Genomic DNA, 23281 nt, shown 5'->3' with positions numbered 1-23281 from the left:
CCCGGGATTGGAAAACCCCGATAATCCCTTGCTGCAGTTGGGTTTATCGGGGTTTTCTTTTGCCTGGGCAAAGGCTCATCAGTCGTCGAACAATATGGTCGCAATCCCCGACCGGGGCACCCCGCCCCGCTTGCCCCACAGCTCAATCCGGCCACCGATCACCGCCATCGAATGACCGCCATACTCCACCGTCCCCACCTTGCCGCTTCGCAAGTCGGCATCCGTGGCCTGCCGGTAATTTTTGCGCAAGCCCAGACGGTCCAAGCCTTCCCGGCTGTACTCGCCATCATTGAGGGTACGTATGCCATCCAGAAAGCTGCGTCCGGCAGTGCCGTCGTTGTTTTCCAATTGCGCCCGTTTTGCGCTGACTGCAAACATGAAATTGGCGTTGGTCATCATTTTCGGGTCATCGCCCTGGAAACGTGCATGGGTGGCAGCCAGCCGCACTTCATCCTTGGTCAGGTCAACCTTGACACCATCGCGCATGGTCACAGAGTAGCCATTACCCGTCTCCTTGACCTCTTTGAAGACGTCGGTGGGCTTCTCGCCAAATTGCATCATGGCGGCTTTAATCGCTGAAACCGTCACGCAATTGCCGTCCGGCCCCTGTCTGAAACCGCTCCAGATATTCTCCGGTTTTTTCCCCGGCTCGCTGTCATCGGGCTTGTAGTCGAAATGCTTCGCGCCTTCGGTAATCGGCTTGTCGCTCATGGACTCGCTGGGGCCGAAACCACCGCCGCCTCCACCGCCTCCGCCTCCGCCGCCCCCCCCGCCCCCACCGCCGTCCGGAGAGGGGGATGGAGACGGTGCTGGTGACGGCGGCGCATCCGGGCCATCCGGAAATTCCTCCGGGAAGGCTCTCTTCATGAACGCCTGAAAGCCCTCAGGCGCGTCTTTCTTCACCTCTTCGAGGATCTCCTTGAACTTCTCTTCGCCGAGCTCCTTTCGCTTTTCATTCAGCTTGTCCCGCAGCTCCTGGGCCGTCTGGTTCTTGGAGGTTTTTTCGGCATCTTCAAGCTCCTTGATCAGCTTCGTGATACTGTCCTTGACGGCCCCCTTGTCGTCCTTGGTGCCATCAGACTGGTTGACCCCCTTCAGGTACTGCCCTCCCCCCCCATCCTCGTAACGCACCCCCCCAGCCCTTTGGCCGGATATCGATGAATTCCACATACCGCCTCTCCCAGGTAATGAAACAACCCAACGCCTCTCGGCTAGATAGGTGGAAAGACAGGTGTGGCGCGTTCCAACAAAGGCATGTCATCTCGTAACCGCATCGGGGATGGGAAAAGGTCCTGATGCCAAATAAAACGCAAAAAAAAGCCCCTCGATCGAGGGGCTTCTTGTGCAGCGTCAGCGCATCAGGTCATCTGGATGATGGTCTGCATGATGGTGCTCTGGGTGGAGATGGTCTTGGCGTTCGCCTGGTAGTTGCTCTGGGCCTTGATCAGGTCCACCAGCTCGTTGGTCAGGTTGACGTTGGAGTTCTCCAGGGAGTTGGCCACGATCGAACCGAGGGTGCCGGCTTGAGGGGTGTCGTATCCCGGTTGGCCCGAGGCAAAGGTCTCTCTCCAGGCCGTGCCGCCTGCCGGTTGCAGGCCTTGTTCGTTGTTGAAGCTGGCCAGGGAGATCTGGCCAATGGCCTTGCTCTGCTGGTTGCTGAAGGTGGCGAACAGTACACCGCTGCCGTCGATTTTCAGCCCGGTGATCTGGCCGGTGGCATAGCCATCGGTGACCGGCGGGTTACGATAGCTGGCCGAATTGTACTGGGTGATATTCGCCATGTTGACCGCAATACCGCCGGTGTTGGCCGCGGCGCCGTTAGCAGTCCATACACCGTTGGTCACGGTGCCCGGTTTCCAGTTGGAAATGGTCAGGGTGGTGTTGGAGACTGCGCTGGGCGGGGTGACCACGCCAGCGAGCTTACCGGCCGTGTCGAACGTCAGGGTCGACGCGACAGGTGCCACCGCGCCTGCGCCACTGATCGGGGTACCGTCAGGGTTACGCCCGTCGATCAAGGTGTAGGACTTCCATTGGTTGGAGTCCGTCTTCACCAGGTACTGCACCATCGGGTGAGCGTTGCCTTGGGTGTCGTACAAGGTGGTGCTGTACTGGGTGGTGAAGGTCTTGGTGTCGGTTGGGTTGAATGGCTTGGCCACCTGGTCGATCACCGGCTCCGAGGAGTTCAGGTTACTGCTGGAATCGACGGTGCTGGAGGCTTTTGGCGGCAGGTTCGACAAGTTGAGTTGCAGGTCGACCAAGCCACCCTTGACGATCTTGCCGTTGTCATCCGCCGCGTAGCCTTGCAGGCGCGAAGTACCGGTGTTGTTGGTGATGTAGCCGTCTTTGTCCGCACGGAAAGCACCACTACGGGTGTATTCCAGCGAACCGTCGCTACCCTTCTGTACGAAGAAGCCACCGCCCTGGATCGCCATGTCCAGGATGCCGCCACTGTTGTTGACGTCGCCCTGGGTGAATTGCTGGGACACGGCCGCCAGGTTCACACCGTTACCGATGCTGTTCTGGCCGGTGCCCAGCTTGGACGCCGCGTAGATGTCCGCGAATTCCGCACGGGACGATTTGAAGCCAGTGGTCGCGACGTTGGCGATGTTGTTGCCGGTCACGTCCAGTTGTTTGTTGGCCGCATAGAGGCCGCTCAGGCCGATGTTAAAAGACATGTTTCTCTCCCTCTGCCGTATCTAGCCGGCTCTATGTACCGATAGTCTGAATTTGCGACAGCTTGACGCTGCCCATGCCGCCTGCAAGGTTGAGCAGCATTTCGCCGCCGGTCTTGCTCAGGGTCACGCTGGTGACCGTCGCCGGCAGCGAAGTGGCCAGAGCCACTGCGTCGCCCGCGTCATTCTTGGTGGTGGCCGTAAAGGTGTAAGTCCCTGCCGGGGCGACCTCACCGTTGGCGTTCTTGCCATCCCAGATGAAGTCGGAACTGCCCGCGCTCTGTGCGCCCATATCGAGGGTACGCACCACGACACCGTCTTTGTCGGTAATCTTGACCGAGACGTTGCCCGTTGCCGCCGTCACTGCGACCGAGCCGGTCATGCTCTTGCTGGTGTCCACCAGCGCCTTGTCGGTCTGGGTAATGATCGAGCGACCGACCAGCGACGAAGCCTGCAATGCTTGCGACGAGCTGAAGTTGCTGGAGATGCTGTTTACCGAGTCGTTCAGGGTGTTGATGCCTTCCAGGCTACTGAACTGCGCCAACTGAGCCACGAACGCACCGTTGTCCTGAGGCGACAGCGGGTTCTGGTTCTTCAGTTGGGTCACCAACAGTTGCAGGAACGCATCCTTGCCCAGCGACTGGTTGCCCGTTGCCGTCTTGGTGGCGGTGCTGAGGCTGCTGTTGTCCGTCGCAGTCTTGACCTTGCTGTTGAACAGGTCCTGGACTGCCGAGTTGTTCGTCGTATCAACAATGGCCATTGTTTGGCGCCCCTTATCACTGACCCAGGGTCAGGACCTTCTGCATCATGGTTTTGGCGGTGTTCATCATTTCCGCGTTGGTCTGGAACGAGCGACTGGCAGAGATCATGTCAGCCATTTCCTCGACCACGTTGACGTTCGGGTAGTACACGTAGCCTTTTTCGTTCGCCGCAGGGTGATTAGGCTCATAGCGCGCTTCCAGATTGCTCTGGTCTTCAACCACGCCGAGTACCTGCACGCCTTGCCCGGCAGCGTCCTGATTCTGGAACAGCGAATCGCCGCCGCTGCTCTGGCCGCCCTGAAACATGGTGGCGAACACCGGGTGACGGGCGCGGTAGGTCTGGTCAATGCTCGAAGACACCGTCTCGGCGTTGGCGATGTTACTGGCGACGGTGTTCAGGCGCGTGGTCTGCGCGCTCATGCCACTACCGGCAATATTGAAAACACTGGCTAAGGACATGGCTTACTCTCCACGCAGGGCTGACATCAGCCCTTTGAATTTGCTGTTGAGCAGGGTGAAGCTGGCCTGGAAGTTCACCGAGTTCTCGGCGTAGGCCGATTGCTCCAACTGCGCGTCGACGGTGTTCTGGTCGATCGACGGCTGCATCGGCGTGCGATACAGCAGCGATTCGTCGCCACTGCTCAGGCCTTGCGCTTCGATATGACGGCTGTTGGTCATGTTCAAGGCGAAGGTGCCGTTCTTGGTCTTGTCCTGCTGTGCGGCGAGCACGGCGGAGAAATCCAGGTCCCGAGCCTTGTAGTTCGGGGTGTCGGCGTTGGTAATGTTGTTGGCCAGGACTTCGGCACGCTGGGCGCGAAAGCCGAGGGCTTGTTCGTGGATACCGAGCGCTTTATCGAAGCTGATGCTCATGGCGGAAACCTTTAGGCTGACCTGCTGTTCGTTAACAGGGTTATAGCAAGGTGCATGCCAATCTGGCTAAAGCCCATATATCAAGGGGTTACGCAGAGATTGCCGGCGGCAATGCCAGAAAAGCGGCAAGCGGTTTCCGCGTGGCGCCAGTAAAGCGGCAATCGGGAGTTGCCGCTTTTACCTTGCCGCAAAACAAATGTGGGAGGAGGCTTGCCCCCGATAGCGGTGGTTCAGTCATAGATACTGAGACTGACACACCGCTATCGGGGGCAAGCCCCCTCCCACACTTTGACTGCGTGCGACTTACTTGGCCTGGTAAATGATCCCAGGACTGCACTGCACCATCTGGAAATGATCCGGCAGGCCGTTCAGCGCCTCGGATGCACCGAGGAACAGATACCCCCCGCGCTTGAGCGTGCCGTGGATGCGTAGCAAGATGTCTTTCTTCACTTCGGCCGAGAAGTAGATCAGCACGTTACGGCAGAACACCATGTCGAACTTGCCCAGGCTGGCGTAGCTGTCGAGCAGGTTGAACGAGCGAAACTCCACCCGGTTCTTGATCGGCGCCTTGACCGCCCAGCGCCCCGCCCCTTTCGGGTCGAAGTAACGCTGCAGGCGTTCCGGGGACAAACCGCGGCCCAGGGCCAGGCTGTCGTACTCGCCGGTCTTGCAGTTGGTGAGCATGGTGCCCGACAGATCGGTGGCGACAATTTGCGCGCCGGCCTTCAACTGGCCCATGTTCGTCCGTTCGAACTCGTCGATCGCCATCGAAATCGAGTACGGTTCCTGCCCCGAGGAACAGGCTGCCGACCAGATCCGCAAACGCTGACCCGGGCTGGCCTTGATCGCCTCGGGCAGCACTTTGCTCTTGAGTACCTCAAAGGGGTAGGTGTCGCGAAACCATAGGGTTTCGTTGGTGGTCATGGCATCGACCACCATTTCCTTGAGCCCGCTGCGCGGCTGGCTCTGAATCCGCTGGACCAACTCACCGAGGGACTTGATGCCCTGCTGTTCCATCAGTTTGTTGAGACGGCTGGATACCAGATACTGCTTGTTTTCACCGAGCAATATGCCACAGGCTTTTTCCAGGAAGACCCGGAACTGTTCGAAATCCAAATTACCCGTAGACAATGATACCGCCTCTTAAATCGTGTGACCGCCAGGGAAATTCCCCTAGCCGTGATCTGCTGCCTTGATCCGGTCGACTACCCGGGATGCCAGGTCATCAGGGCGGAACTTAGCCAGGAAGTCGTCAGCACCGACCTTCTTGACCATCGCCTGATTGAATACGCCCGACAACGAAGTATGCAGGATGATATGCAATTTTTGCATGCGTGGATCGTTGCGTATTTCAGCCGTGAGGGTATAGCCGTCCATTTCCGGCATCTCGATGTCGGAAATCATCATCAAGAATTCTTCTTCCGGCTTCTTGCCTTCGTCCACCAGTTTGCGCAGGTAATCCAGCGCCTGGCGGCCATCGTTGAGCGCCACCACCTCAACGCCGATGGTTTGCAGGCAACGGGTCACCTGTTTACGCGCCACCGAGGAGTCGTCCACCGTCAGCACCCGCAGCGAAACCGCCTTGTGCGCCGTTTCGGCATCGACGACGCCAACCGAAATCGCTTCGGAAGTCGGTGCGACTTCGGCGAGGATTTTCTCCACGTCGATGATTTCGACCAACTGGTTGTCTACTCGCGTCACCGCCGTGAGGTAGTGATCGCGACCGGTGCCCTTGGGCGGCGGATGGATCTCTTCCCAGTTCATGTTGACGATACGTTCCACCGAGCGCACCAGGAAACCCTGGGTCTTGGTGTTGTATTCGGTAATGATCACAAACGGGTTTTCGCGGTCTTGCAGGCCGGCCGAACTCGTGGCCAATGCCAGGTCGAGAATCGGGATGGTCGCGCCACGGATGTTGGCTACGCCACACACCACCGGGCTCGACTTGGGCATGATCGTCAGCTTGGGACACTGCAGCACTTCCCGCACTTTGAACACGTTGATGCCATAGAGCTGCTTGCCGTCCAGGCGAAAAAGCAACAACTCCAGGCGATTCTGCCCTACCAGCTGTGTGCGCTGGTTTACTGAATCCATTACACCTGCCATGCCCAGACTCCTACGCTAAAACCTTTGGGGGTACGACGCGCACCCAACACTAAACGGCACGAGCTTTGCTTTTTATTGGCTATGGATATGAAAACGACAGTTTCCCGACGCACTCGCCACTCACGGTATCGCAGATTGCTCTGCGCCTGGATGGCGTTGTTTGCCGTGGGCGCAGGCATCACTGCCCGCGCCGCCGACGTCACCTTGCCTGATCTACTTATCGGCGTCACCCAAGGCTTTCTTGAATTCACTGTAGAAGATTATCTGGCAACCACCCAGACGCCAGGACGCTATGAAATCCAGGTCAACCAATTGGATCCGCGCCTGCGCATGCCGATGTGCGACAAGGAATTGACAGCCAGCCTGGAAAGCCCGGCCCAACCCATTGGTCGCGTGACGGTCAAGGTGCGCTGTGAAGGGACCTCGCCCTGGACCGTGTTCGTGCCCGCCCAGGTCAAACTGTTCCGCGATGTCGTCGTGGTGTCGCGGCCGCTCAAACGCAGCGGAATCATCGGCTATGAGGATGTCATCTTGCGCGAGCGGGACATCAGCCTGATCAATCAGGGTTACCTGACGTCAGTGGACCAGGCTGTCGGGCAACGATTGACCCGACCAATGGTCGCCGACCAGGTCATCACCCTGGTCCATCTTGAACAGGCAGAAGTCATTCGCAAGGGCGACCAGGTCATCATTTCCGCCAGCAGCGGCGGGCTGAATGTGAAGATGCCGGGCGAAGCGCTGTCCAACGGCGGCATGAGCGAACAGATCCGGGTCAAGAACCTCAATTCCAACCGCGTCATCAAGGCACGGGTCACCGCGCCGGGCCAAGTCGAGGTGGCTTTATAGATCACTGGAATAGGACGCCAGCTTTTCCTACACTGTACGCCTGACGTTCGTGCATGCAGGTTTATTGTCAATCGCGCCTAAAGTTTGTCCGGGTATGGCCGAAACCATGGCAAGCGTCCAAATACCCAGAGGTTTTTTATCATGGTCATCGATTTCAGCCGTTTGAATAACGCCCCGGCTTTGCCAGGCACTACGCGCACCAGCGGCACCAAGGACAGCGTAGACGCCAAGGCCCAGCCTCTGCCCGCCAAAGCGGAACAGGCCGGCGCCAGCCAAAGCGGGGAATCCGTACACCTGAGCAATGAGGCTCAACAGTTGCAGAAGGTCACTGACTCGCTGCGCGATCAACCCGTCGTCAATCAAGCCCGTGTGGCCGAATTGAAACAGGCAATCGCCGATGGCAGCTATAAAGTCGACAGCAACCGTGTAGCCAGCAAGCTGCTTAACTTCGAAGCCGAGCGCTAGGCAAAGGCCTGCGCCAGGCTTTTGGACGCTTAAAACCCAAGGCCAGCCATGCACCACGACGAAAATCTGCTTCAACTGATCATTGATGATCTGGCGCCGACGCAACAATTGCTCGAGCTGCTCAAAGAAGAATCCCTGGCCCTCTATGGCCGGGATATGCCGCTGCTGGAAGAAATCCTGGCGCGCAAGCAGTCGCTGATTGTCCTGCTGGAACAGCACGGCAAGAAGCGTAGCCAGATTCTCGTCAGCCTCGGCCTACCGGCAGATCAAGACGGCCTCGCACAGTTGGCCAGTCATTCCTCGGTCGGCGATCGGTTGCTGGCCCAGAGCAAAGAACTCAATCAATTACTCACCCAGTGTCAGGAAGCCAACCTGCTCAACGGTCAGTCGATCCAGCTTCAGCAAGCCACGACCGCCAATCAGTTGCGCATACTCCATGGCGGCGAACCTCCGGCCCTGTATAACGCCCAAGGCTCTACCTCGCGCATGGTCAAGCCAAGCACCCGCAGCCAAGCCTGACGTCGGTTTAACGTGCGCCCTATCCAAGGCGTGCGACATACTGGCAAAATGATGGTTCTTGCGTGTAGTCGTATATTGTCTGGAGATGGAAGAACCGTGTTCAACGCCCTTAATGCGGAAGAAGCTCCGCAGCCACCCAAGGTGTTCACCACGCCTCTGGAAATCGCTGGCACCTTGCGCATGCTGCAAGAAAGCCATGACCCGCTGATCATCACCTTCCATGAACGCAGCCAGCGCTTTCAAAGCTACCTGGTCGACGTCGACCGGGACAGCAAGACCCTGGCCCTGGACGAAATGATCCCCCGCGACGGCGAACGCTACCTTGAGAATGGCGAACCCTTCCGCATCGAAGGCTTTCACGACGGCGTGCGCGTTGCCTGGGAAAGCAACGGCACCCTGAGCATCAGCGAAAAAGGCGGCCACCGTATCTACAGCGGCAACATGCCGGACGAAGTGGTCTACCATCAGCGCCGCAATGCGTTCCGCGCCGCGCTGAAACTCGCGCAATTGGTGAATATCGAGTTGGGCGGCGAGAAACTCAAGGCGCCGGTCAGCGGCAAGCTGCTGGATATCTCCGCCACCGGCTGCAAATTGCGCTTTGAAGGCGATATTTCCGAGCGCCTGCAGTTGGGCCAGGTCTACGACCGTTTTATCGCCGCACTGCCCTTTGGCAGCATGACCACCTCGGTCGAACTGCGTTACCTGCACTTCGAAGAGAAGATCAACACCACCTTCGCCGGCGTGCGCTTCCACAACATGAGCGGCCTGGTGCAGCGCCAGGTCGAGCGTTTTGTGTACCAGTTGCAACGCGAAGCACGACGCTTCGACAAAGACGACGATTTTTAAGCATTCAGATCGCGATAAAAAACGGGCAGACCCTTTGGGGATCTGCCCGTTTTTGCATTCAGGGGCGCGCCCTGCTGAGGCCGTGGGGATGCTCATCCGGGCCCGGTGGTTCCGGCGGCCCTTCAAAGAGCGGCTCATCCGCCGATGATTCCGCGTCGGTTTCAGGCTCGGGCTCGACAACCGCCGTCTGCATCTGCTCCTGCACCATCTGCTCATCGACCCGCGGATCGAGGGCCGCCACCAGCGGCGAGCTGGACATGCTGTCAGGCATTGCCACGTGCTGCAGCGGTGCATCGTCGACCTGATGCAGGTTGGTCACCGCTTTAGGCCGGATACGCCACACCAGGATCAGCGCGCACAGGCTGAAAAACGCGTACAGCATCTGGCTGCCAAACAGCTTCATCACCACACCGGCCAGCAACGGCCCGATACTGGCGCCCACGCCATAGGTCACCAGCAGCATGGCCGTCAGCGATACCCGACGATCGCCTTCGACGTGGTCGTTGGAAAACGCCACGGCCAGCGGGTACAGGCAGAACTGCACCAGCGAACACAGGAACCCGGCCACGAACAGCACTTCCAGCGGCACCTTGCTCAGGATCGCCAACGGCAATGCTGCCACCGCCAGGCACAGGGCGAAGCAGCGAATCAACAGTGCGCGATCGTAACGGTCCGACAGCCAGCCCAACGGCCACTGCACCACCAACCCGGCAAAAATGCAGCTACCCATGAAGAGACCGACCTGCTCGGTACTCAGCCCCTGCTGGGACGCATAGAGCGGCGCCAAACCGTAGAACGAACCAACGATCAACCCCGCCCCCAGCACCGTGCTCAACGACTGCGGCACCCGCTGGATAAAGAAGCGTGGCTCCATCGGCGCCGGACGCAGGGGCGCCGGGTGAATGCGCCGGGTCATCGCCACCGGCACCAGGCACAGGGCGAAGCACAGCGCGACCAGCATCAGCAACTCGGGGCCGAGTTGGGGATGCATCACCAGGATCAACTGCCCCAGCACCAGGCCAAGGTAGGACGCAATCATATAGCCGCTGAACACTACGCCACGCTGCTTGGCATCCGCCTGCTCGTTAAGCCAGCTTTCGATGACCATGTACTGGCACATCATCCCCAGGCCCACGATGACCCGCAGCACGATCCAGGCCGGCAGCCAGTCGATCAGGCCATGGCCCAACACCGCCGCGCCGACGATCCCGGCACAGGTGGCATACGCACGGATATGCCCGACCCGGGCGATCAGGCGGTGGCCGATCTTGCCGCCCAGTACCAGGCCGGAATAGTTGGCCGCCATCAGCGCGCCGACCCACAGGCTGTCGACGTTGTCGGCCGCCAGGCGCAAGGCCAGGTACGTACTGAGCAGGCCGGAGCCGATCAGCATCATCAAGGAGGCGAAATAAAGGGCTCGAAAAGATTTCCAGATCTGGCGCATCGGCGTTCCGAGCGGCTCCTTGCAGTGAGGGTCAGGGCTACCGGCATGATAGTCCCGGGGGTCGGGTCCGGACAGGCACCAGGCGCTGTTTCCGGGGAATATTTTGTGTGAAAACGATGGACTACAGCTCAGACGCTACCGGGTGACACACAAGGTACAAGGTTGCGCGAAATACTCGCCGCACCACCTGTGAACCTCGATCACGCGCAAGGTTCGACCGAGTGTTGAAAAGACCGAGCACGCCCCAAAAGCCCCCCGCCGCGCCTGCACATGATTACCCGCACGCCGGCGTCGCCGATGCGTATCGCCGCTAATTGTTACTGTTTTATCAACATTGTTTTCCAGTCTTATGGATTTATCCAAAAAACCAGCGCTATAGACTGGTCTACGCGTTAATCCACCGCGATTAACCAGCGAATCAGTCGGAGTAAAGCATGTAACCCGAACAAGGCCGACAGAGCCTTCGGAACGATTCACTCGCGACTGAGCACGTGGACAGTCGTCAAGCGGGCGTAATACAGCCGCCAACGTTTTCGTTATCCCTCCTGCCGAAACTCAATCAGCCTCTATTAAGCATCCCGTTCGTTATCGAACGGCGCTTTCAACGTGGAGGGCTGGGGCGAAAGAGTGTCGGCATCCAGACCATGAATACGGGGATGGCCAATTATTACGCTGATTTCCAAAGCTCGCTTGCCGTCGGCAAGCCAGCCTATCGGGATCATGGAAGAACCGCACCCGGCCAACTAAAGGCCGAACTCAATATTCGGCCAAGTTGTTGGTAAATAGCGCAAACCGTTACGTATTTCCCCAACTGAGCATATACAAATATGACAGACGATCATCGATCTCACTCTGGAAGATCCTCAATGAGCACTATTGCAAGGGGACTGTTTTCCCTGCTTGTTTTTGCCGTGGCACTGGCGTTGATTTATGGCGGATTCAAGCTGGTAGCACTCGACGGGTCGAGTTATTACTTGCTGGCTGGCCTCGCCTATCTGTTGTTGGCGGCACTGTTTGTCTTGCGTAAACCTATCAGCATCGCCCTCTCCGTCGTCATATTCCTCGCCACCTGTGTGTGGGCGTTCTACGAAGTGGGTCAGTTCAGCTACTGGCAACTGCTGCCGCGCCTGGTGGTGCCGGCGATCATCCTGACCCTCAGCTTGTGGGTCGGTGCCGCATTCCCGGAAACAGCCTTGAGCACCCGGCGCACGGCGAACCGATTCGGCTTCGCCGTATTCCTGGCCTTGATCGCCACCTTCATTGCGGCGTTCTACCCGCACGGCGGGATCTCGAACCCTGTGGCCGCGACTGACTCGAGCAAGGCCACGAGCCCCGCCAGCGCACCTGAAAACTGGGAGTTCTTCGGGCGCAATGCGTCAGGGACGCGGTTTGCGCCTTACACGCAGATCACGCCGGGAAACGTCAAGGACCTGCAAGTAGCCTGGACCTACAGAACCGGACGTAGGACCACCGGCGCCGGCGCTGGCGTTGATGAAAACACCCCGCTGCAGATCGGCAACGTGCTGTATTCGTGCACCCCGGAAAACCTGATCACCGCGCTGGATGGCGATACGGGCAAGGCGATCTGGACGTTCGACCCTCACGCCAAAAGCGAAGAGCATGTGACGTGCCGTGGCGTGGGCTATTACGACATCGATAAAGACGACAGCCTGAGCGCGGCGGTCAAGGCCTCGTATACCGATCAGCAGCAATGTCGCCAGCGTATTCTGGTGTCGTCGGTGGATGCCCGCCTGTTTGCACTTGACGCGCACACCGGCGCCTTGTGCCAGAGTTTTGGTGACAACGGTTACGTCGATCTCAAGAAAGGCATGGGCCCGACCGAGAACAGCAAGCGCTACCACCCGACCTCCCTGCCTGTGGTCATGGGCCACCTCACGGTGGTGGGCGGTTGGGTACGCGACATTGTGGCAGGCGAGCCTTCCGGCGCCGTGCGTGCCTTCGACGTGCTGAGCGGTGCGCTGGTGTGGGCATGGGACGTCGGCGCGCCCGAAGGCACCGACCCGACCGCGGCCGATCACCCGTTCACGCTGGAAACACCTAACGTATGGACGATCCCGACCTACGATAAAGAGCTGAACCTGGTCTACTTGCCGACCGGCAATGGCCCGCCCGACTATTGGGGCGGTGATCGCAACGCCGTCAAAGAAAAATTTGGTTCGGCCGTCGTGGCAGTCGATGCCTCGACCGGCAAAGCCAAATGGGTCTACCAGCTCATTCACCATGATGTATGGGATTACGATCTGCCATCGCAGCCGGTTCTCTATGACATCAAGAATGCCCAAGGCGTGAAAACCCCGGTCTTGATCCAGACCACCAAGACCGGCCAGATTTTTGTGCTGGATCGTCGTACTGGCCAGCCGGTCACCGAGGTGCAGGAGCGTGCCGTTCCGACTTCTCCTGCGGCAGAAGGCGAACACTTGTCGCCGACGCAACCGTACTCGGCCGGCATGCCGGTGATCGGGGCCGACCCACTGACTGAAAAGTCGATGTGGGGCGTGTCGACATTCGACCAACTGTATTGCCGGATCATGTTCAAAGATTCGGTTTACGCGGGGCCGTTTACGCCGCCAACTGAAAAGCCGTACATCGAATGGCCTGGCTTGCTGGGCGGGATGAACTGGGGTGGCATCTCCATCGATGAGAACACCGGCACGATGTTCGTCAACGACATGCGGATGCCGCTGCGGATGTCATTGGTGACCAAGGAAGAAACCAAGAAGTTCAAGGTGTCGACCGATGAAGTGCCGGGTTTCATGGGCACCATTCGCCCGCAAGTCGCGGGTATCTATGGCGGCGTGAAAATCGACATCCTCCAGTCGCCACTGGGCGTGCCGTGCAACTCACCGCCCTTCGGCAGCATGAGTGCGATTGATCTCAATACGCAGAAACTGCTCTGGCAGGTTCCCATGGGCACCGTGCAGGACACCGGCCCGCTGGGGATCAAGACGCACCTGCAGATTCCGCTGGGCATGCCGACGCTCGGCGGTCCGACGTCGACAGCCTCTGGCCTGGTGTTCTTTGCGGGTACCCAGGACTACTACCTGCGCGCGCTCGATTCGGCCACCGGCAAAGAAGTCTGGAAAGCCCGCCTGCCGGTTGGCGCAGTTGCCGCCCCACTGATCTATCAGTCGCCCACCACCGGGAAGCAGTACGTGGTCATCTCCGCCGGCGGCATGAGCCATTCGCCTGACGTCGGTGATTACATCATCGCTTATGCATTGCCGGACAACATCAAGCCGTAATGCGTTAGTTGCCACTGCATGAAAATAACCCCCGTTTACGGGGGTTATTTTTCCAAGTCACAAAAGAACGGTGCAACCGATAAACAACGCGGGCCGTTGAGCTATTCCCCCACTTTCTCTGTAACGGAGCACATCCAAATGCTTTTTTCTTTCCGCGCCATGCTGACCAGCAGCCTGTGCAGCGGTTTGTCCCTATGCCTTTTCGCCCCATCCCCGGCACTGGCCGACGATCTGATGAACCGCTCTACACTCACTGGCGACTGGGGCGGTGAACGCCAAAAGTTGACCGACAAGGGCATCAAACTGACCGGTGACTACAGTTCCGAAACGATTTCCAACTTGCATGGCGGGATCAAGCGCGGCACCCGCTATTCACAACAAATACGCATAGGCGCCCAGTTTGATCTGAGTAAGTTGCTCGACAGCCCCGATGCGGGACGCGTGCAACTGCTGGTTAACGACCGTCGCGGCCACAGCGCCACCGAAGACTTGCTCGGAAACCGCCTGTCGTCGCAAGAAAACTATGGCGGCGAATACACCCGGCTGACCGAGTTCAGTTATCAACGCAACCTGTTTTCGCCGGCCCTCTCCACCAAACTCGGCTTCATGGTGATGGGCACCGATTTCGGTGGTATGCCCATCTTGAGCAACTTTGTGAGTGCCGGTTTTTGTGCACACCCACTGACCATGTCGAGCGGCAGTGGCTGGGGCAACTACCCGACAGCACATTGGGGCGGCGAGCTGCGTTACGATGTCAACCCGTCGCTGACGCTGCAAACCGCCGTATTCCAAGTCAACCCGGAATACAACACGCGCTCGTCCAAAGCGTTCTCCATGCCCAGCAACGGCACTACGGGAGCGATTTTGCCACTGGAGGCGATCTTCAATAACAACGCCTTCCTGAACGGCCAATACAAAGTCGGTTGGTACTACGACACCTCCAACGCCCCCAAGATCGGCAGTACGCAAAAGAGCGACAACCGTACCGGCGCCTATGTGTTGATTGACCAAGCCATCTGGCGGGATGAGCAAGACCCGCAAAGCGTACTACGCCTCTTCGGCCAAGCGGCCAGCAGCAACGCGGCGACCTCGCCGATGCGCCGCTGGTATTCGGTGGGCCTGGTCAAACAAAAGCCTTTCGCGAGCCGCTCGAACGACTCCATCTCTTTTGGCTATGGGCGCGCCGTGCTCAACTCGCGCACACGGGATGTGCAAGAAGCCAAGGCGACCAACCTCGAAGACGCCGAGATGATCGCCAACCTCGACAACGGCGAGCAGATGCTTGAGCTCAACTACGGCGCACAGGTCACACCTTGGCTGCTGCTGCGCCCCGATCTGCAGTACTACATCGAGCCCGGCGCGTTCTCCGGCAAAAAGCGTGACAACGCGCTGGCGGCGGGGTTACAGGTCAAGGCGACGTTTTAACAACGTCGTTCGCACAGGGGGCATCCATTCGGTGCCCTTTCGCAATCGCACACGCGGTCGGATATCTCAGCTTGCAGCGCAATCAATACGTGCTCAAGCGCTACGCGGGCCGACTGTCCGACCTTCTCCGGCGCTCCCCGCCCGACCCAAGCTCCGCCTTTAGCCCCCGACTTACCCATCGACCTCTCCTGCCAGTGACGAATTCAGATCAGCGCCGGTATACACTTATTATTTTTATATACTATAATTTGACCAACTGAACAATTAGTGATCAATCGTATGCTCGAATCAGATCTCCAGCGGCTTCACGCCAACGCCGATGCTGCCAGCCAATTCCTCAAGGCTCTGGCCAATCCGGATCGCTTGATCCTGCTCTGCCAGCTATCCCAAGGCGAGCGCAATGTCGGCGATCTGGAGTCGCTGCTCGGGATACAACAACCGACGCTTTCTCAGCAGTTGGCGGTGCTGCGCCGCGAAGGCCTGGTGGATACGCGCCGAGAAGGAAAGCAGGTGTTCTATCGCATCTGCAGCCCGGCGGCATTGGCAGTCATTCAAACCTTGTATCAACAATTTTGCGCTGGAGAAGCCTCATGAATATCGACTGGCTCAACTTCACTCCCTGGTCATCCCTTGCAGGCGGCGCATTGATTGGCCTGGCGGCCAGCCTTTTCGTCGTCGCCAACGGGCGTATCGCCGGCATCAGCGGTTTGATCGGCAGTCTTTTACAACGGGGCAGCGAAGGTGCGGGTGAGAAAGCGCTGTTTCTCCTCGGCCTGCTCGTCGCGCCGCTTCTATGGGGCTTGTTCGCCGCGCTGCCGCCGATTGAATTCCAGAGCGGCGGGGTCGGGCTGATCGTCGCCGGTGTATTGGTGGGTATCGGTACACGCTACGGTTCAGGTTGCACCAGCGGCCACGGCGTGTGCGGCATATCGCGCCTTTCGCCGCGATCGATGGTCGCCACTGCCTGCTTCATGTTCAGCGGTTTCCTTAGCGTATTTGTCCTGCGTCATCTGCTGGGAGCCTGGATATGAACAAACTGACCGCATTCATTGCTGGCCTGCTGTTTGGCCTGGGACTGCTGCTGGCAGGCATGGCCAACCCGAGCAAAGTATTGGCTTTCCTGGATCTGGCCGGTGCCTGGGACCCTTCCCTCGCGCTGGTCATGATCGGGGCGATTGGCGTCGCCATTGGCCCGCTGACCTGGGCGCGCCACCAATCCCGCTCGCTGCTGGGAAAGCCAATGCAACTGCCGACCAAGCGTGAGTTGGACCCGCGCCTGATCGGCGGCAGCCTGCTGTTCGGCATCGGCTGGGGAATAGCAGGCATCTGTCCAGGCCCTGCGGTGGCAATTCTGCTGACAGGACGCTGGCAAGCAATCGTGTTCATGTTGGCCATGCTGGCCGGCATGTTGTTGTTTACTGCGCTGGAGACCCGGCGCAACCACTGATCGGGAGATCGTCATGAAAGCGAACCTTGGAACCATTGACCGTAGCCTGCGCATTGTCGTCGGCCTGGTTCTCATTGGCCTCAGTCTGTCGGGCGTGATCGGCTGGTGGGGCTGGATCGGCTTAGTGCCATTGGCTACCGGTATTTTCCGTTTCTGCCCTTTGTACAGGTTGCTGGGCATCCAAACCTGTAACCGTTGCTGAGCAAAAACCCCATAGCGTTCACGTGCACGAGGGCATTGGCGCAGCCGATTTTGTGGCTATGCGCCAAGCACGGGACGCTACGCTGGGCATATGTGCGTTGATCCCAACAGCTGGATCTATCAACGGACACCTCGAGTGGTTTTGTTTAAAGCTATTCTGCGTGGCGTCGTTTCAAAAGCTGTGTGAACAAGGAAATCTCAATGTCCGACCTGAACGATCCGCGCGTGTTCTTTGCCGCCGAGCGCACGTTGCTCGCATGGAACCGAACCAGCCTTTCGCTGATGGCATTTGGCTTTGTGATTGAACGATCCGGGCTACTGCTCCAGATGCTGAAACCGGACGCTCCGGGCTCTCCCGGAAAACATTTTTCGTTCTGGATCGGGCTGGCCTTTCTGATGCTGGGCTCCTGGGTTGCCTGCTGGTCATCCTGGCAATACAAAAAGGTGGTCAAGACCCTCAAACCCGTTGAGATCCCCCTTGGCTACAGCGTCAATACCGGCCCTGGCATCAATGTCATCACTGCAATTCTTGGCGTTTTGCTCATGGCCTATTTGTTCATGATGTGAGCAAGACTGGCCTGCATGACTTCACTCGACCTCCTCGATGGGCGGTAGACGGGTGCAGTCGAGCATCTCTCGACGAGCAAACGAACGAGTGTGACCCTGGCTCACCTTTGGACCCTGATTAAGTGAGTCGCCCATTCAAAAACAAAAAAGCCCCGCCGGAGCAATACCCGGCGGGGCTTTTTGTTGGCCTGTTGCTGTCACCCTGCTGTCACGGGGAAAAATGAGCTGGCAGTGGATCGGCGCGCGAGGCTTTATTTATATGGTGTCCCAGGGCCGGTTCGAACGGCCAACCTTCCCCTTAGGAGGGGGATGCTCTATCCAATTGAGCTACTGGGACAAATGACAACCATCGGGCCAACGGCGCTGCGACGGACGGCGTGCATGTTAACGGCCGAGGTGGGTTTTGTCATGTCGTCCGTGGGCTTTTTGAGTGTAAGCCAATGCTTGCGCCACGGATCACGGTTTCGCCCAGCAAACCCGGGCATTCGAGGCCATCGTGCAAAATGCACTACGCCAAAATGCCAGCATTGCAAATTGCAACCCGAGCGCTGTTTAGATTAAACTCAAACCATTGATTTTATTGAAATAAAACATTGGCACGGCATCTGCAATACCTCTCCTACAAAACCATTCGGCTGGACCCGCTGCGGAGAAGATGACGATGAACAGCACCCTTCTGTTGGCTCTCAATACCGTCGCCCTGGCCGCACTGGTGATGTTTCATTTTCAGTCGAACGGTAGCGATGACACCGCGCAGATCCGCCAGCCCGTGCCGCATCATCTGCAACAACGTCCGCAATTGGCGGTGATGACGGCCAACCCGCAATCGCCCGTGCGCCTGGCCCAAAGCACTCAGGCCGCGCCCGCAACTGAACACTGGGTTTTCTGAGGAAGCCTTCCATGTCCAAAGCCGCCTGGCTGTTTTTGTGCCTGACCGTCGTGACTGCCGTGCTGGGCATGTCTACCTCGTCCCAGGACGCTCGCACCACCGCCCTCATCACCAGCGTCGTGTTCGGCAGCTTCCTGCTGTTGACGCTGATCGTCGGCCGCCGAATCAGATTCGACCCCGTGCTGCGCTGATTTTCGCTCGCCGGTACACCTACCTTATGTCGCCTCGCACTAGTAAATCGGCAAATTGCCACTAGTCTTAAAAACAAGGGCAAAAGGCCATATCACGATACGATATGCGCCCCAAACCCCTTGGCAGCAACGGCTTGCGGGACGATGAATTGTGACGATCGCTCGCAAAAAAGTTTTCCAACCAGTCCGCAAAAAAGCAAATCAGTACTGGCATAAAGCCTTTAGGCAGTTCAATATTTGTCACAGAATTGACGCCAAGGAACCGGCAAAACTGAGGCATGATGCGGCCTCTTTGCAATTCAGGTTGAACTTTGGTCGTGAGCCTTGTCTTAACACTCATCTTGCGGCCAATTCCAATAACCGCTCCCCTGAACTAACCGGTTAAATATATGCGCCCATTGAAACAGGCAATTTATTCCAGCCGTACGGCTGACAAGTTCGTCGTACGTCTGCCAGACGGAATGCGGGAACGCATTGCCGAGGTGGCTCGCAATCATCACCGCAGCATGAACTCCGAAATCATCGCGCGCCTGGAGCAGAGCCTCATTCAGGAAGGTGCGTTGGGCGAAGAGCTAAGCATGCGCCTGGACAGCCCTGAGCTGTCACTGCACGAACGCGAACTGCTGCAGCGTTTTCGTCAGCTCTCCCACCGCCAGCAAAATGCCCTTGTCTCGCTTATTGCGCACGACGTTGAGGCGGCCGCAGAAGCCGAATGATTTGTTCCTGAAAGCCGAAGCCAGCCATGTGCTGGCTTTTTTTTGCGCGCAATTCGGGAAGGCAGTACTGGGCGGGGGCTGGGTTGCCCCCGCCGCGAGGGGTCAGAGCAGGAAGATCGTCGCCAGGCCAAGGAAGATGAAGAAGCCGCCGCTGTCGGTCATGGCGGTAATCATCACACTGGCGCCCATGGCTGGGTCGCGCCCAAGGCGTGCCAGGGTCATGGGGATCAGCACCCCCATCAAGGCCGCCAACAGCAGGTTAAGGGTCATGGCGGCGGTCATCACCACCCCCAGCGACCAACTGCCGTACAGCAAGTAGGCCACGATCCCGATCACCCCGCCCCACACCACGCCATTGATCAGCGCCACCGCCAATTCCTTGCGCATCAGGCGCGAGGTGTTGCCGGTATTGACCTGGTCGAGCGCCATGGCGCGCACGATCATGGTAATGGTCTGGTTGCCGGAGTTACCGCCGATCCCGGCAACGATTGGCATCAACGCCGCCAGTGCCACCAGCTTTTCGATCGAACCTTCGAACAGCCCGATCACCCGCGAAGCGATGAACGCGGTGATCAGGTTTACGGCCAGCCACGCCCAGCGGTTACGCAGGGAGCGCCAGACCGAGGCAAAAATATCTTCCTCTTCACGCAGACCCGCCATGTTGAGGACTTCGGTTTCACTTTCTTCACGGATCAGGTCGACCATTTCATCGATGGTCAGACGGCCGATCAGCTTGCCGTTCTTGTCGACCACCGGGGCCGAGATCAAGTCGTAACGTTCGAAGGCCTGGGCGGCGTCGTAGGCGTCTTCATCCGGATGGAAACCCACCGGATCGCTGGCCATCACGTCCGCAACCTTCTTCTCCGGGTCGTTGACCAGCAGGCGCTTGATCGGCAGCACGCCCTTGAGAATGCCTTCGTAGTCGACCACGAACAGCTTGTCGGTGTGCCCTGGCAGCTCTTTCAGGCGGCGCAGGTAACGCAGTACCACTTCCAGGCTGACGTCTTCGCGGATGGTGACCATCTCGAAGTCCATCAGGGCACCGACCTGATCCTCGTCATAGGACAGCGCGGAGCGCACGCGCTCACGCTGCTGGCTGTCGAGGGCTTCCATCAGCTCATGGACAACATCACGGGGCAGTTCGGGGGCCAGGTCGGCCAGTTCGTCGGCGTCCATCTCCCGGGCCGCGGCCAGGAGCTCGTGATCATCCATGTCGGCGATCAGGGTTTCACGGACGGAGTCGGATACTTCGAGCAGGATGTCGCCGTCGCGGTCGGCCTTGACCAACTGCCAGAGGGTCAGTCGATCATCCAGCGGCAAGGCTTCAAGGATATAAGCGACGTCGGCGGAGTGCAGATCATCGAGCTTGCGTTGCAACTCGACGAGGTTTTGCCGATGAACCAGGTTTTCGACGCGGTCGTGGTGCGGACCTTCCTGGCGGTGCGTGAGCTCTTCGACCACGCGCTGGCGCTGCAGCAGCTCAATGACTTGAGCCAGGCGATCCTGCAGGCTTTCTTGTGTTTTCTTTACTTCTACTTCGGTCATAGGCGAGCTCCACTCCCAGCAGCGGGGCACGCCGGAAGGATCAATCAGTCAATTCATGATTGGTAAAACGGGGTACTGAGTAACTACTGGGTAAGTCCATGGAGGTGTTCCACAAGCCCCGGCGGGGCTGACGGGCGCAATGATACACCGCCCGCCGCTTTTAACGTCAAAAAACTGGTAAGAACAAGCGCTTGCGAGCCAAAGCTGAGAATTGGCCGCATCTATGAATTGCGACGCTGCCACGCGAATGGAAAACACATGGCGCGGGAAGAAAAGGTTTGATCCTACAAACCCCAGACGGCAAAAAGCCCGCACTAGGCGGGCTTTTTGTTTGTATGGTGCACTCGACAGGATTCGAACCTGTGACCGCTCGGTTCGTAGCCGAGTACTCTATCCAGCTGAGCTACGAGTGCAGATTGTGTTTTTAGACCAGATCACAACTGGTTGTAACCGAATCACCTGCATTGCTGCAACTGACTCTTAAATGGTGCACTCGACAGGATTCGAACCTGTGACCGCTCGGTTCGTAGCCGAGTACTCTATCCAGCTGAGCTACGAGTGCATTTGTTGCCGCGCATTATAGGCCGTTCAATCTCTATGTAAAGCGATTTTTTCGATTAATTTCAACAACTTATCGATAAATCCAGATTGCAACGTACTAAGCAAATAATGGCGGAGAACGGGGGATTCGAACCCCCGACACCCTTTTGAGGTGTACTCCCTTAGCAGGGGAGCGCCTTCGGCCACTCGGCCAGCTCTCCGCAACACGGGGCGTATATTAACCACGTTCATCCCCGTTTGCAAACATAAAAAACGATAAAAATTAAAGGCTTGGTTCTTCGTCCTTCTCTTTCTTGATCCGCAGATAGATTTCCTCGCGGTGGACCGCTACCTCTTTCGGAGCATTTACCCCAATACGCACTTGATTGCCTTTGACGCCGAGCACGGTCACGGTGATTTCTCCATCACCAATAATCAGGCTTTCTGCGCAACGACGAGTCAGAATCAACATACCTTTCACCTCACGCACTTCAGTTCAGGAACAACAGTCTGCAAAAAAAGGCCTTCGACCTACGGCTCATCGGCCATAGCCCTACCAGCTAAGTATTGTCGAGCCCACGCAAAACAACATGCGCCCTACAAAAAAATGAAAGGCGCGGTAAACCGCGCCTTCCTGGCCTTGCATCACTCGCCCTGTCGGGCCGGAGCGTCCAACTCAAAAGCGGTATGCAGTGCGCGTACAGCCAGTTCCAGGTACTTCTCTTCGATCACCACCGAGACTTTGATTTCCGAGGTGGAGATCATCTGGATGTTGATGCTTTCCTTGGCCAGGGCCTCGAACATGCGGCTGGCAACGCCGGCATGGGAACGCATGCCCACACCCACGATCGACACCTTGGCGATCTTGGTATCGCCGACCACTTCACGCGCGCCAATCCCGCTCGCAGTGTTCTGCAGGATACGCTCGGCCGCTTCGTACTCGTTGCGGTGAACGGTGAAGGTGAAATCGGTGGTGTTATCGTGCGAAACGTTCTGCACGATCATGTCGACTTCAATGTTCGCGCCACTGATCGGGCCGAGGATCTTGAATGCCACGCCCGGGGTGTCTGGCACGCCACGGATCGTCAGCTTGGCTTCATCGCGGTTGAAAGCGATGCCGGAAATGATCGGCTGTTCCATGGATTCCTCTTCATCAATAGTAATGAGGGTGCCCGGACCCTCTTTGAAGCTGTGCAATACGCGCAGCGGAACGTTGTACTTGCCGGCGAATTCCACCGCGCGGATCTGCAACACCTTGGAACCGAGGCTGGCCATTTCCAGCATCTCTTCGAAGGTGATCTTGTCCAGGCGCTGAGCCACGGATACCACGCGCGGATCGGTGGTGTAGACGCCATCCACATCGGTGTAGATCTGGCATTCGTCAGCCTTGAGCGCGGCCGCCAGGGCCACACCGGTGGTGTCCGAACCGCCACGCCCGAGGGTGGTGATATTGCCGTGCTCGTCGACGCCCTGGAAACCGGCGACGACTACCACACGACCGGCCTTCAGATCAGCGCGAATCTTCTGATCATCGATCTGCAGGATGCGCGCCTTGGTGTGCGCGCTGTCGGTGAGGATACGCACCTGACTGCCAGTGTAGGACACTGCCGGCACACCGCGCTTGTTCAGCGCCATGGCCAGCAGGCCAATGGTCACCTGCTCGCCGGTGGACACGATCACATCCAGCTCACGCGGCAGCGGTTGTTGATCGCCGCTGATAGCCTTGGCCAGTTCGATCAGGCGATTGGTTTCGCCGCTCATGGCCGACAGCACCACGACGAGGTCGTCGCCGGCATCGCGGAATTTCTTAACCTTGTCGGCGACCTGCTCGATTCTTTCGACAGAGCCGACCGAGGTGCCTCCAAATTTCTGTACGATCAAAGCCATTTCTAAGCCGCCTCAGCCCGTAAAGGGGCGCCCAATAAACCAATCTTCCAGCAACCGAGCGAGCCCGCGACTAGACCACGG

The 23281-nt window shown here is 58.3% G+C and carries 25 protein-coding genes and 4 tRNA genes; 14 read left to right on the top strand and 15 right to left on the bottom strand.

All coding sequences use genetic code 11. The features are described 5' to 3' along the window. Nucleotides 1-78 precede the first annotated feature (78 nt). From NR164_RS26785 to NR164_RS26755, 7 genes are all read right to left on the bottom strand, one after another. Nucleotides 79-1170 (bottom strand): hypothetical protein, encoded by a 1092-nt coding sequence (locus NR164_RS26785; RefSeq protein WP_256823496.1) that lies wholly within the window; start codon nucleotides 1168-1170, stop codon nucleotides 79-81. 188 nt (nucleotides 1171-1358) lie between these two features. Then, entirely contained in the window at nucleotides 1359-2675 is a 1317-nt protein-coding gene (flgE, locus tag NR164_RS26780) for a flagellar hook protein FlgE (protein WP_079444543.1), read from the bottom strand. Nucleotides 2676-2706: 31 nt separating this feature from the next. Then, nucleotides 2707-3432, bottom strand: coding sequence for a flagellar hook assembly protein FlgD (gene flgD, locus NR164_RS26775; RefSeq protein WP_046482146.1), 726 nt, complete (start codon nucleotides 3430-3432; stop codon nucleotides 2707-2709). A 16-nt stretch (nucleotides 3433-3448) separates the two neighbouring features. Beyond that, nucleotides 3449-3892 (bottom strand): flagellar basal body rod protein FlgC, encoded by a 444-nt coding sequence (gene flgC, locus NR164_RS26770; RefSeq protein ID WP_046382341.1) that lies wholly within the window; start codon nucleotides 3890-3892, stop codon nucleotides 3449-3451. A 3-nt stretch (nucleotides 3893-3895) separates the two neighbouring features. Continuing rightward, nucleotides 3896-4303, bottom strand: a complete 408-nt coding sequence (gene flgB / locus NR164_RS26765; protein WP_046382340.1) for a flagellar basal body rod protein FlgB — start codon at nucleotides 4301-4303, stop codon at nucleotides 3896-3898. Between the two features lie 303 nt (nucleotides 4304-4606). Next, the gene (cheR, locus tag NR164_RS26760) at nucleotides 4607-5434 is read right to left on the bottom strand and encodes a protein-glutamate O-methyltransferase CheR (protein ID WP_026140309.1); all 828 of its coding nucleotides are present in this window, start codon (nucleotides 5432-5434) and stop codon (nucleotides 4607-4609) included. Between the two features lie 42 nt (nucleotides 5435-5476). Then, nucleotides 5477-6409 (bottom strand): chemotaxis protein CheV, encoded by a 933-nt coding sequence (locus tag NR164_RS26755; RefSeq protein WP_026140310.1) that lies wholly within the window; start codon nucleotides 6407-6409, stop codon nucleotides 5477-5479. 81 nt (nucleotides 6410-6490) lie between these two features. Here NR164_RS26755 and flgA point away from each other — a divergent pair, with 81 nt between their 5' ends. From flgA to NR164_RS26735, 4 genes are all read left to right on the top strand, one after another. Next, nucleotides 6491-7255 (top strand): flagellar basal body P-ring formation chaperone FlgA, encoded by a 765-nt coding sequence (flgA, locus tag NR164_RS26750; protein WP_032804943.1) that lies wholly within the window; start codon nucleotides 6491-6493, stop codon nucleotides 7253-7255. A gap of 141 nt (nucleotides 7256-7396) precedes the next feature. Next, nucleotides 7397-7720: a flagellar biosynthesis anti-sigma factor FlgM gene (gene flgM, locus NR164_RS26745; RefSeq protein ID WP_017849175.1), complete on the top strand. Its 324-nt coding sequence runs from the start codon at nucleotides 7397-7399 to the stop codon at nucleotides 7718-7720. Between the two features lie 48 nt (nucleotides 7721-7768). Continuing rightward, nucleotides 7769-8239 carry a flagella synthesis protein FlgN gene (locus NR164_RS26740; RefSeq protein ID WP_046382339.1) on the top strand — a complete coding sequence of 157 codons (471 nt, stop codon included), beginning with the start codon at nucleotides 7769-7771 and terminating at the stop codon, nucleotides 8237-8239. Between the two features lie 96 nt (nucleotides 8240-8335). After that, entirely contained in the window at nucleotides 8336-9085 is a 750-nt protein-coding gene (locus NR164_RS26735) for a flagellar brake protein (protein ID WP_017849177.1), read from the top strand. A gap of 58 nt (nucleotides 9086-9143) precedes the next feature. On the opposite strand, the gene NR164_RS26730 is transcribed toward NR164_RS26735, so the two are convergent. Beyond that, the gene (locus tag NR164_RS26730; RefSeq protein WP_057005513.1) at nucleotides 9144-10529 is read right to left on the bottom strand and encodes an MFS transporter; all 1386 of its coding nucleotides are present in this window, start codon (nucleotides 10527-10529) and stop codon (nucleotides 9144-9146) included. Between the two features lie 866 nt (nucleotides 10530-11395). On the opposite strand from NR164_RS26730, the gene NR164_RS26725 reads away from it, so the two are divergent. From NR164_RS26725 to NR164_RS26690, 7 genes are all read left to right on the top strand, one after another. Beyond that, entirely contained in the window at nucleotides 11396-13792 is a 2397-nt protein-coding gene (locus NR164_RS26725) for a membrane-bound PQQ-dependent dehydrogenase, glucose/quinate/shikimate family (protein WP_256823495.1), read from the top strand. Nucleotides 13793-13930: 138 nt separating this feature from the next. Continuing rightward, entirely contained in the window at nucleotides 13931-15217 is a 1287-nt protein-coding gene (locus NR164_RS26720; protein WP_256823494.1) for a carbohydrate porin, read from the top strand. Nucleotides 15218-15496: 279 nt separating this feature from the next. Further along, a complete protein-coding gene (locus tag NR164_RS26715; RefSeq protein WP_046385196.1) occupies nucleotides 15497-15811 on the top strand; it encodes a metalloregulator ArsR/SmtB family transcription factor in 315 nt (104 codons plus the stop codon). Next, a complete protein-coding gene (locus NR164_RS26710) occupies nucleotides 15808-16248 on the top strand; it encodes a YeeE/YedE family protein (RefSeq protein ID WP_017849185.1) in 441 nt (146 codons plus the stop codon). The genes NR164_RS26715 and NR164_RS26710 overlap by 4 nt, the downstream gene beginning before the upstream one ends. Further along, nucleotides 16245-16664, top strand: coding sequence for a DUF6691 family protein (locus tag NR164_RS26705; protein ID WP_017849186.1), 420 nt, complete (start codon nucleotides 16245-16247; stop codon nucleotides 16662-16664). Before NR164_RS26710 ends, NR164_RS26705 begins: the two co-directional genes overlap by 4 nt. Nucleotides 16665-16677: 13 nt before the next feature. Beyond that, a complete protein-coding gene (locus NR164_RS26700; RefSeq protein ID WP_017849187.1) occupies nucleotides 16678-16866 on the top strand; it encodes a DUF2892 domain-containing protein in 189 nt (62 codons plus the stop codon). A 200-nt stretch (nucleotides 16867-17066) separates the two neighbouring features. Further along, nucleotides 17067-17432 (top strand): YidH family protein, encoded by a 366-nt coding sequence (locus NR164_RS26690; RefSeq protein WP_046382334.1) that lies wholly within the window; start codon nucleotides 17067-17069, stop codon nucleotides 17430-17432. 260 nt (nucleotides 17433-17692) lie between these two features. On the opposite strand, the gene NR164_RS26685 is transcribed toward NR164_RS26690, so the two are convergent. Beyond that, a tRNA-Arg gene (locus NR164_RS26685) sits at nucleotides 17693-17769 on the bottom strand. Nucleotides 17770-18093: 324 nt separating this feature from the next. Here NR164_RS26685 and NR164_RS26680 point away from each other — a divergent pair. The 3 genes from NR164_RS26680 to NR164_RS26670 all read left to right on the top strand — a co-directional run bounded on the left by NR164_RS26680 (nucleotide 18094) and on the right by NR164_RS26670 (nucleotide 19228). After that, complete coding sequence (locus tag NR164_RS26680) at nucleotides 18094-18321, top strand: hypothetical protein (RefSeq protein ID WP_017849198.1); 228 nt, start codon at nucleotides 18094-18096, stop codon at nucleotides 18319-18321. An 11-nt stretch (nucleotides 18322-18332) separates the two neighbouring features. Continuing rightward, the gene (locus NR164_RS26675) at nucleotides 18333-18512 is read left to right on the top strand and encodes a PA3371 family protein (RefSeq protein WP_017849199.1); all 180 of its coding nucleotides are present in this window, start codon (nucleotides 18333-18335) and stop codon (nucleotides 18510-18512) included. Nucleotides 18513-18901: 389 nt separating this feature from the next. Then, nucleotides 18902-19228, top strand: coding sequence for an Arc family DNA-binding protein (locus tag NR164_RS26670; RefSeq protein ID WP_017849200.1), 327 nt, complete (start codon nucleotides 18902-18904; stop codon nucleotides 19226-19228). A 102-nt stretch (nucleotides 19229-19330) separates the two neighbouring features. Here NR164_RS26670 and mgtE read toward each other — a convergent pair whose 3' ends face one another. The 6 genes from mgtE to NR164_RS26640 all read right to left on the bottom strand — a co-directional run bounded on the left by mgtE (nucleotide 19331) and on the right by NR164_RS26640 (nucleotide 23200). Next, nucleotides 19331-20773 carry a magnesium transporter gene (gene mgtE / locus NR164_RS26665; protein WP_046382330.1) on the bottom strand — a complete coding sequence of 481 codons (1443 nt, stop codon included), beginning with the start codon at nucleotides 20771-20773 and terminating at the stop codon, nucleotides 19331-19333. Between the two features lie 336 nt (nucleotides 20774-21109). Continuing rightward, nucleotides 21110-21186, bottom strand: a tRNA-Arg gene (locus tag NR164_RS26660). Nucleotides 21187-21258: 72 nt separating this feature from the next. Further along, nucleotides 21259-21335 (bottom strand) — tRNA-Arg (locus tag NR164_RS26655). Nucleotides 21336-21443: 108 nt separating this feature from the next. Next, a tRNA-Ser gene (locus tag NR164_RS26650) sits at nucleotides 21444-21534 on the bottom strand. 62 nt (nucleotides 21535-21596) lie between these two features. After that, nucleotides 21597-21785: a carbon storage regulator CsrA gene (gene csrA / locus NR164_RS26645; RefSeq protein WP_003175645.1), complete on the bottom strand. Its 189-nt coding sequence runs from the start codon at nucleotides 21783-21785 to the stop codon at nucleotides 21597-21599. Between the two features lie 173 nt (nucleotides 21786-21958). Further along, nucleotides 21959-23200, bottom strand: a complete 1242-nt coding sequence (locus tag NR164_RS26640) for an aspartate kinase (protein WP_017849202.1) — start codon at nucleotides 23198-23200, stop codon at nucleotides 21959-21961. Nucleotides 23201-23281 lie beyond the last annotated feature (81 nt).

Origin of the sequence: Pseudomonas sp. Pse79, assembly GCF_024519615.1 — a bacterium.
Classification (GTDB): Bacteria; Pseudomonadota; Gammaproteobacteria; order Pseudomonadales; family Pseudomonadaceae; genus Aquipseudomonas; species Aquipseudomonas veronii.
Note: the sequence above shows the minus strand (reverse complement) of the source record. Positions and strands in the feature narration are given on the sequence as shown.

Coding starts and splice junctions, on each gene's coding strand:
- NR164_RS26785 (WP_256823496.1), bottom strand. CDS start 1,170: ATGTGGAATTCATCGATATCCGGCCAAAGGGCTGGGGGGGTGCGTTAC.
- flgE (WP_079444543.1), bottom strand. CDS start 2,675: ATGTCTTTTAACATCGGCCTGAGCGGCCTCTATGCGGCCAACAAACAA.
- flgD (WP_046482146.1), bottom strand. CDS start 3,432: ATGGCCATTGTTGATACGACGAACAACTCGGCAGTCCAGGACCTGTTC.
- flgC (WP_046382341.1), bottom strand. CDS start 3,892: ATGTCCTTAGCCAGTGTTTTCAATATTGCCGGTAGTGGCATGAGCGCG.
- flgB (WP_046382340.1), bottom strand. CDS start 4,303: ATGAGCATCAGCTTCGATAAAGCGCTCGGTATCCACGAACAAGCCCTC.
- NR164_RS26755 (WP_026140310.1), bottom strand. CDS start 6,409: ATGGCAGGTGTAATGGATTCAGTAAACCAGCGCACACAGCTGGTAGGG.
- flgA (WP_032804943.1), top strand. CDS start 6,491: ATGGATATGAAAACGACAGTTTCCCGACGCACTCGCCACTCACGGTAT.
- flgM (WP_017849175.1), top strand. CDS start 7,397: ATGGTCATCGATTTCAGCCGTTTGAATAACGCCCCGGCTTTGCCAGGC.
- NR164_RS26740 (WP_046382339.1), top strand. CDS start 7,769: ATGCACCACGACGAAAATCTGCTTCAACTGATCATTGATGATCTGGCG.
- NR164_RS26730 (WP_057005513.1), bottom strand. CDS start 10,529: ATGCGCCAGATCTGGAAATCTTTTCGAGCCCTTTATTTCGCCTCCTTG.
- NR164_RS26725 (WP_256823495.1), top strand. CDS start 11,396: ATGAGCACTATTGCAAGGGGACTGTTTTCCCTGCTTGTTTTTGCCGTG.
- NR164_RS26720 (WP_256823494.1), top strand. CDS start 13,931: ATGCTTTTTTCTTTCCGCGCCATGCTGACCAGCAGCCTGTGCAGCGGT.
- NR164_RS26715 (WP_046385196.1), top strand. CDS start 15,497: ATGCTCGAATCAGATCTCCAGCGGCTTCACGCCAACGCCGATGCTGCC.
- NR164_RS26710 (WP_017849185.1), top strand. CDS start 15,808: ATGAATATCGACTGGCTCAACTTCACTCCCTGGTCATCCCTTGCAGGC.
- NR164_RS26705 (WP_017849186.1), top strand. CDS start 16,245: ATGAACAAACTGACCGCATTCATTGCTGGCCTGCTGTTTGGCCTGGGA.
- NR164_RS26700 (WP_017849187.1), top strand. CDS start 16,678: ATGAAAGCGAACCTTGGAACCATTGACCGTAGCCTGCGCATTGTCGTC.
- NR164_RS26690 (WP_046382334.1), top strand. CDS start 17,067: ATGTCCGACCTGAACGATCCGCGCGTGTTCTTTGCCGCCGAGCGCACG.
- NR164_RS26680 (WP_017849198.1), top strand. CDS start 18,094: ATGAACAGCACCCTTCTGTTGGCTCTCAATACCGTCGCCCTGGCCGCA.
- NR164_RS26675 (WP_017849199.1), top strand. CDS start 18,333: ATGTCCAAAGCCGCCTGGCTGTTTTTGTGCCTGACCGTCGTGACTGCC.
- NR164_RS26670 (WP_017849200.1), top strand. CDS start 18,902: ATGCGCCCATTGAAACAGGCAATTTATTCCAGCCGTACGGCTGACAAG.
- mgtE (WP_046382330.1), bottom strand. CDS start 20,773: ATGACCGAAGTAGAAGTAAAGAAAACACAAGAAAGCCTGCAGGATCGC.
- csrA (WP_003175645.1), bottom strand. CDS start 21,785: ATGTTGATTCTGACTCGTCGTTGCGCAGAAAGCCTGATTATTGGTGAT.
- NR164_RS26640 (WP_017849202.1), bottom strand. CDS start 23,200: ATGGCTTTGATCGTACAGAAATTTGGAGGCACCTCGGTCGGCTCTGTC.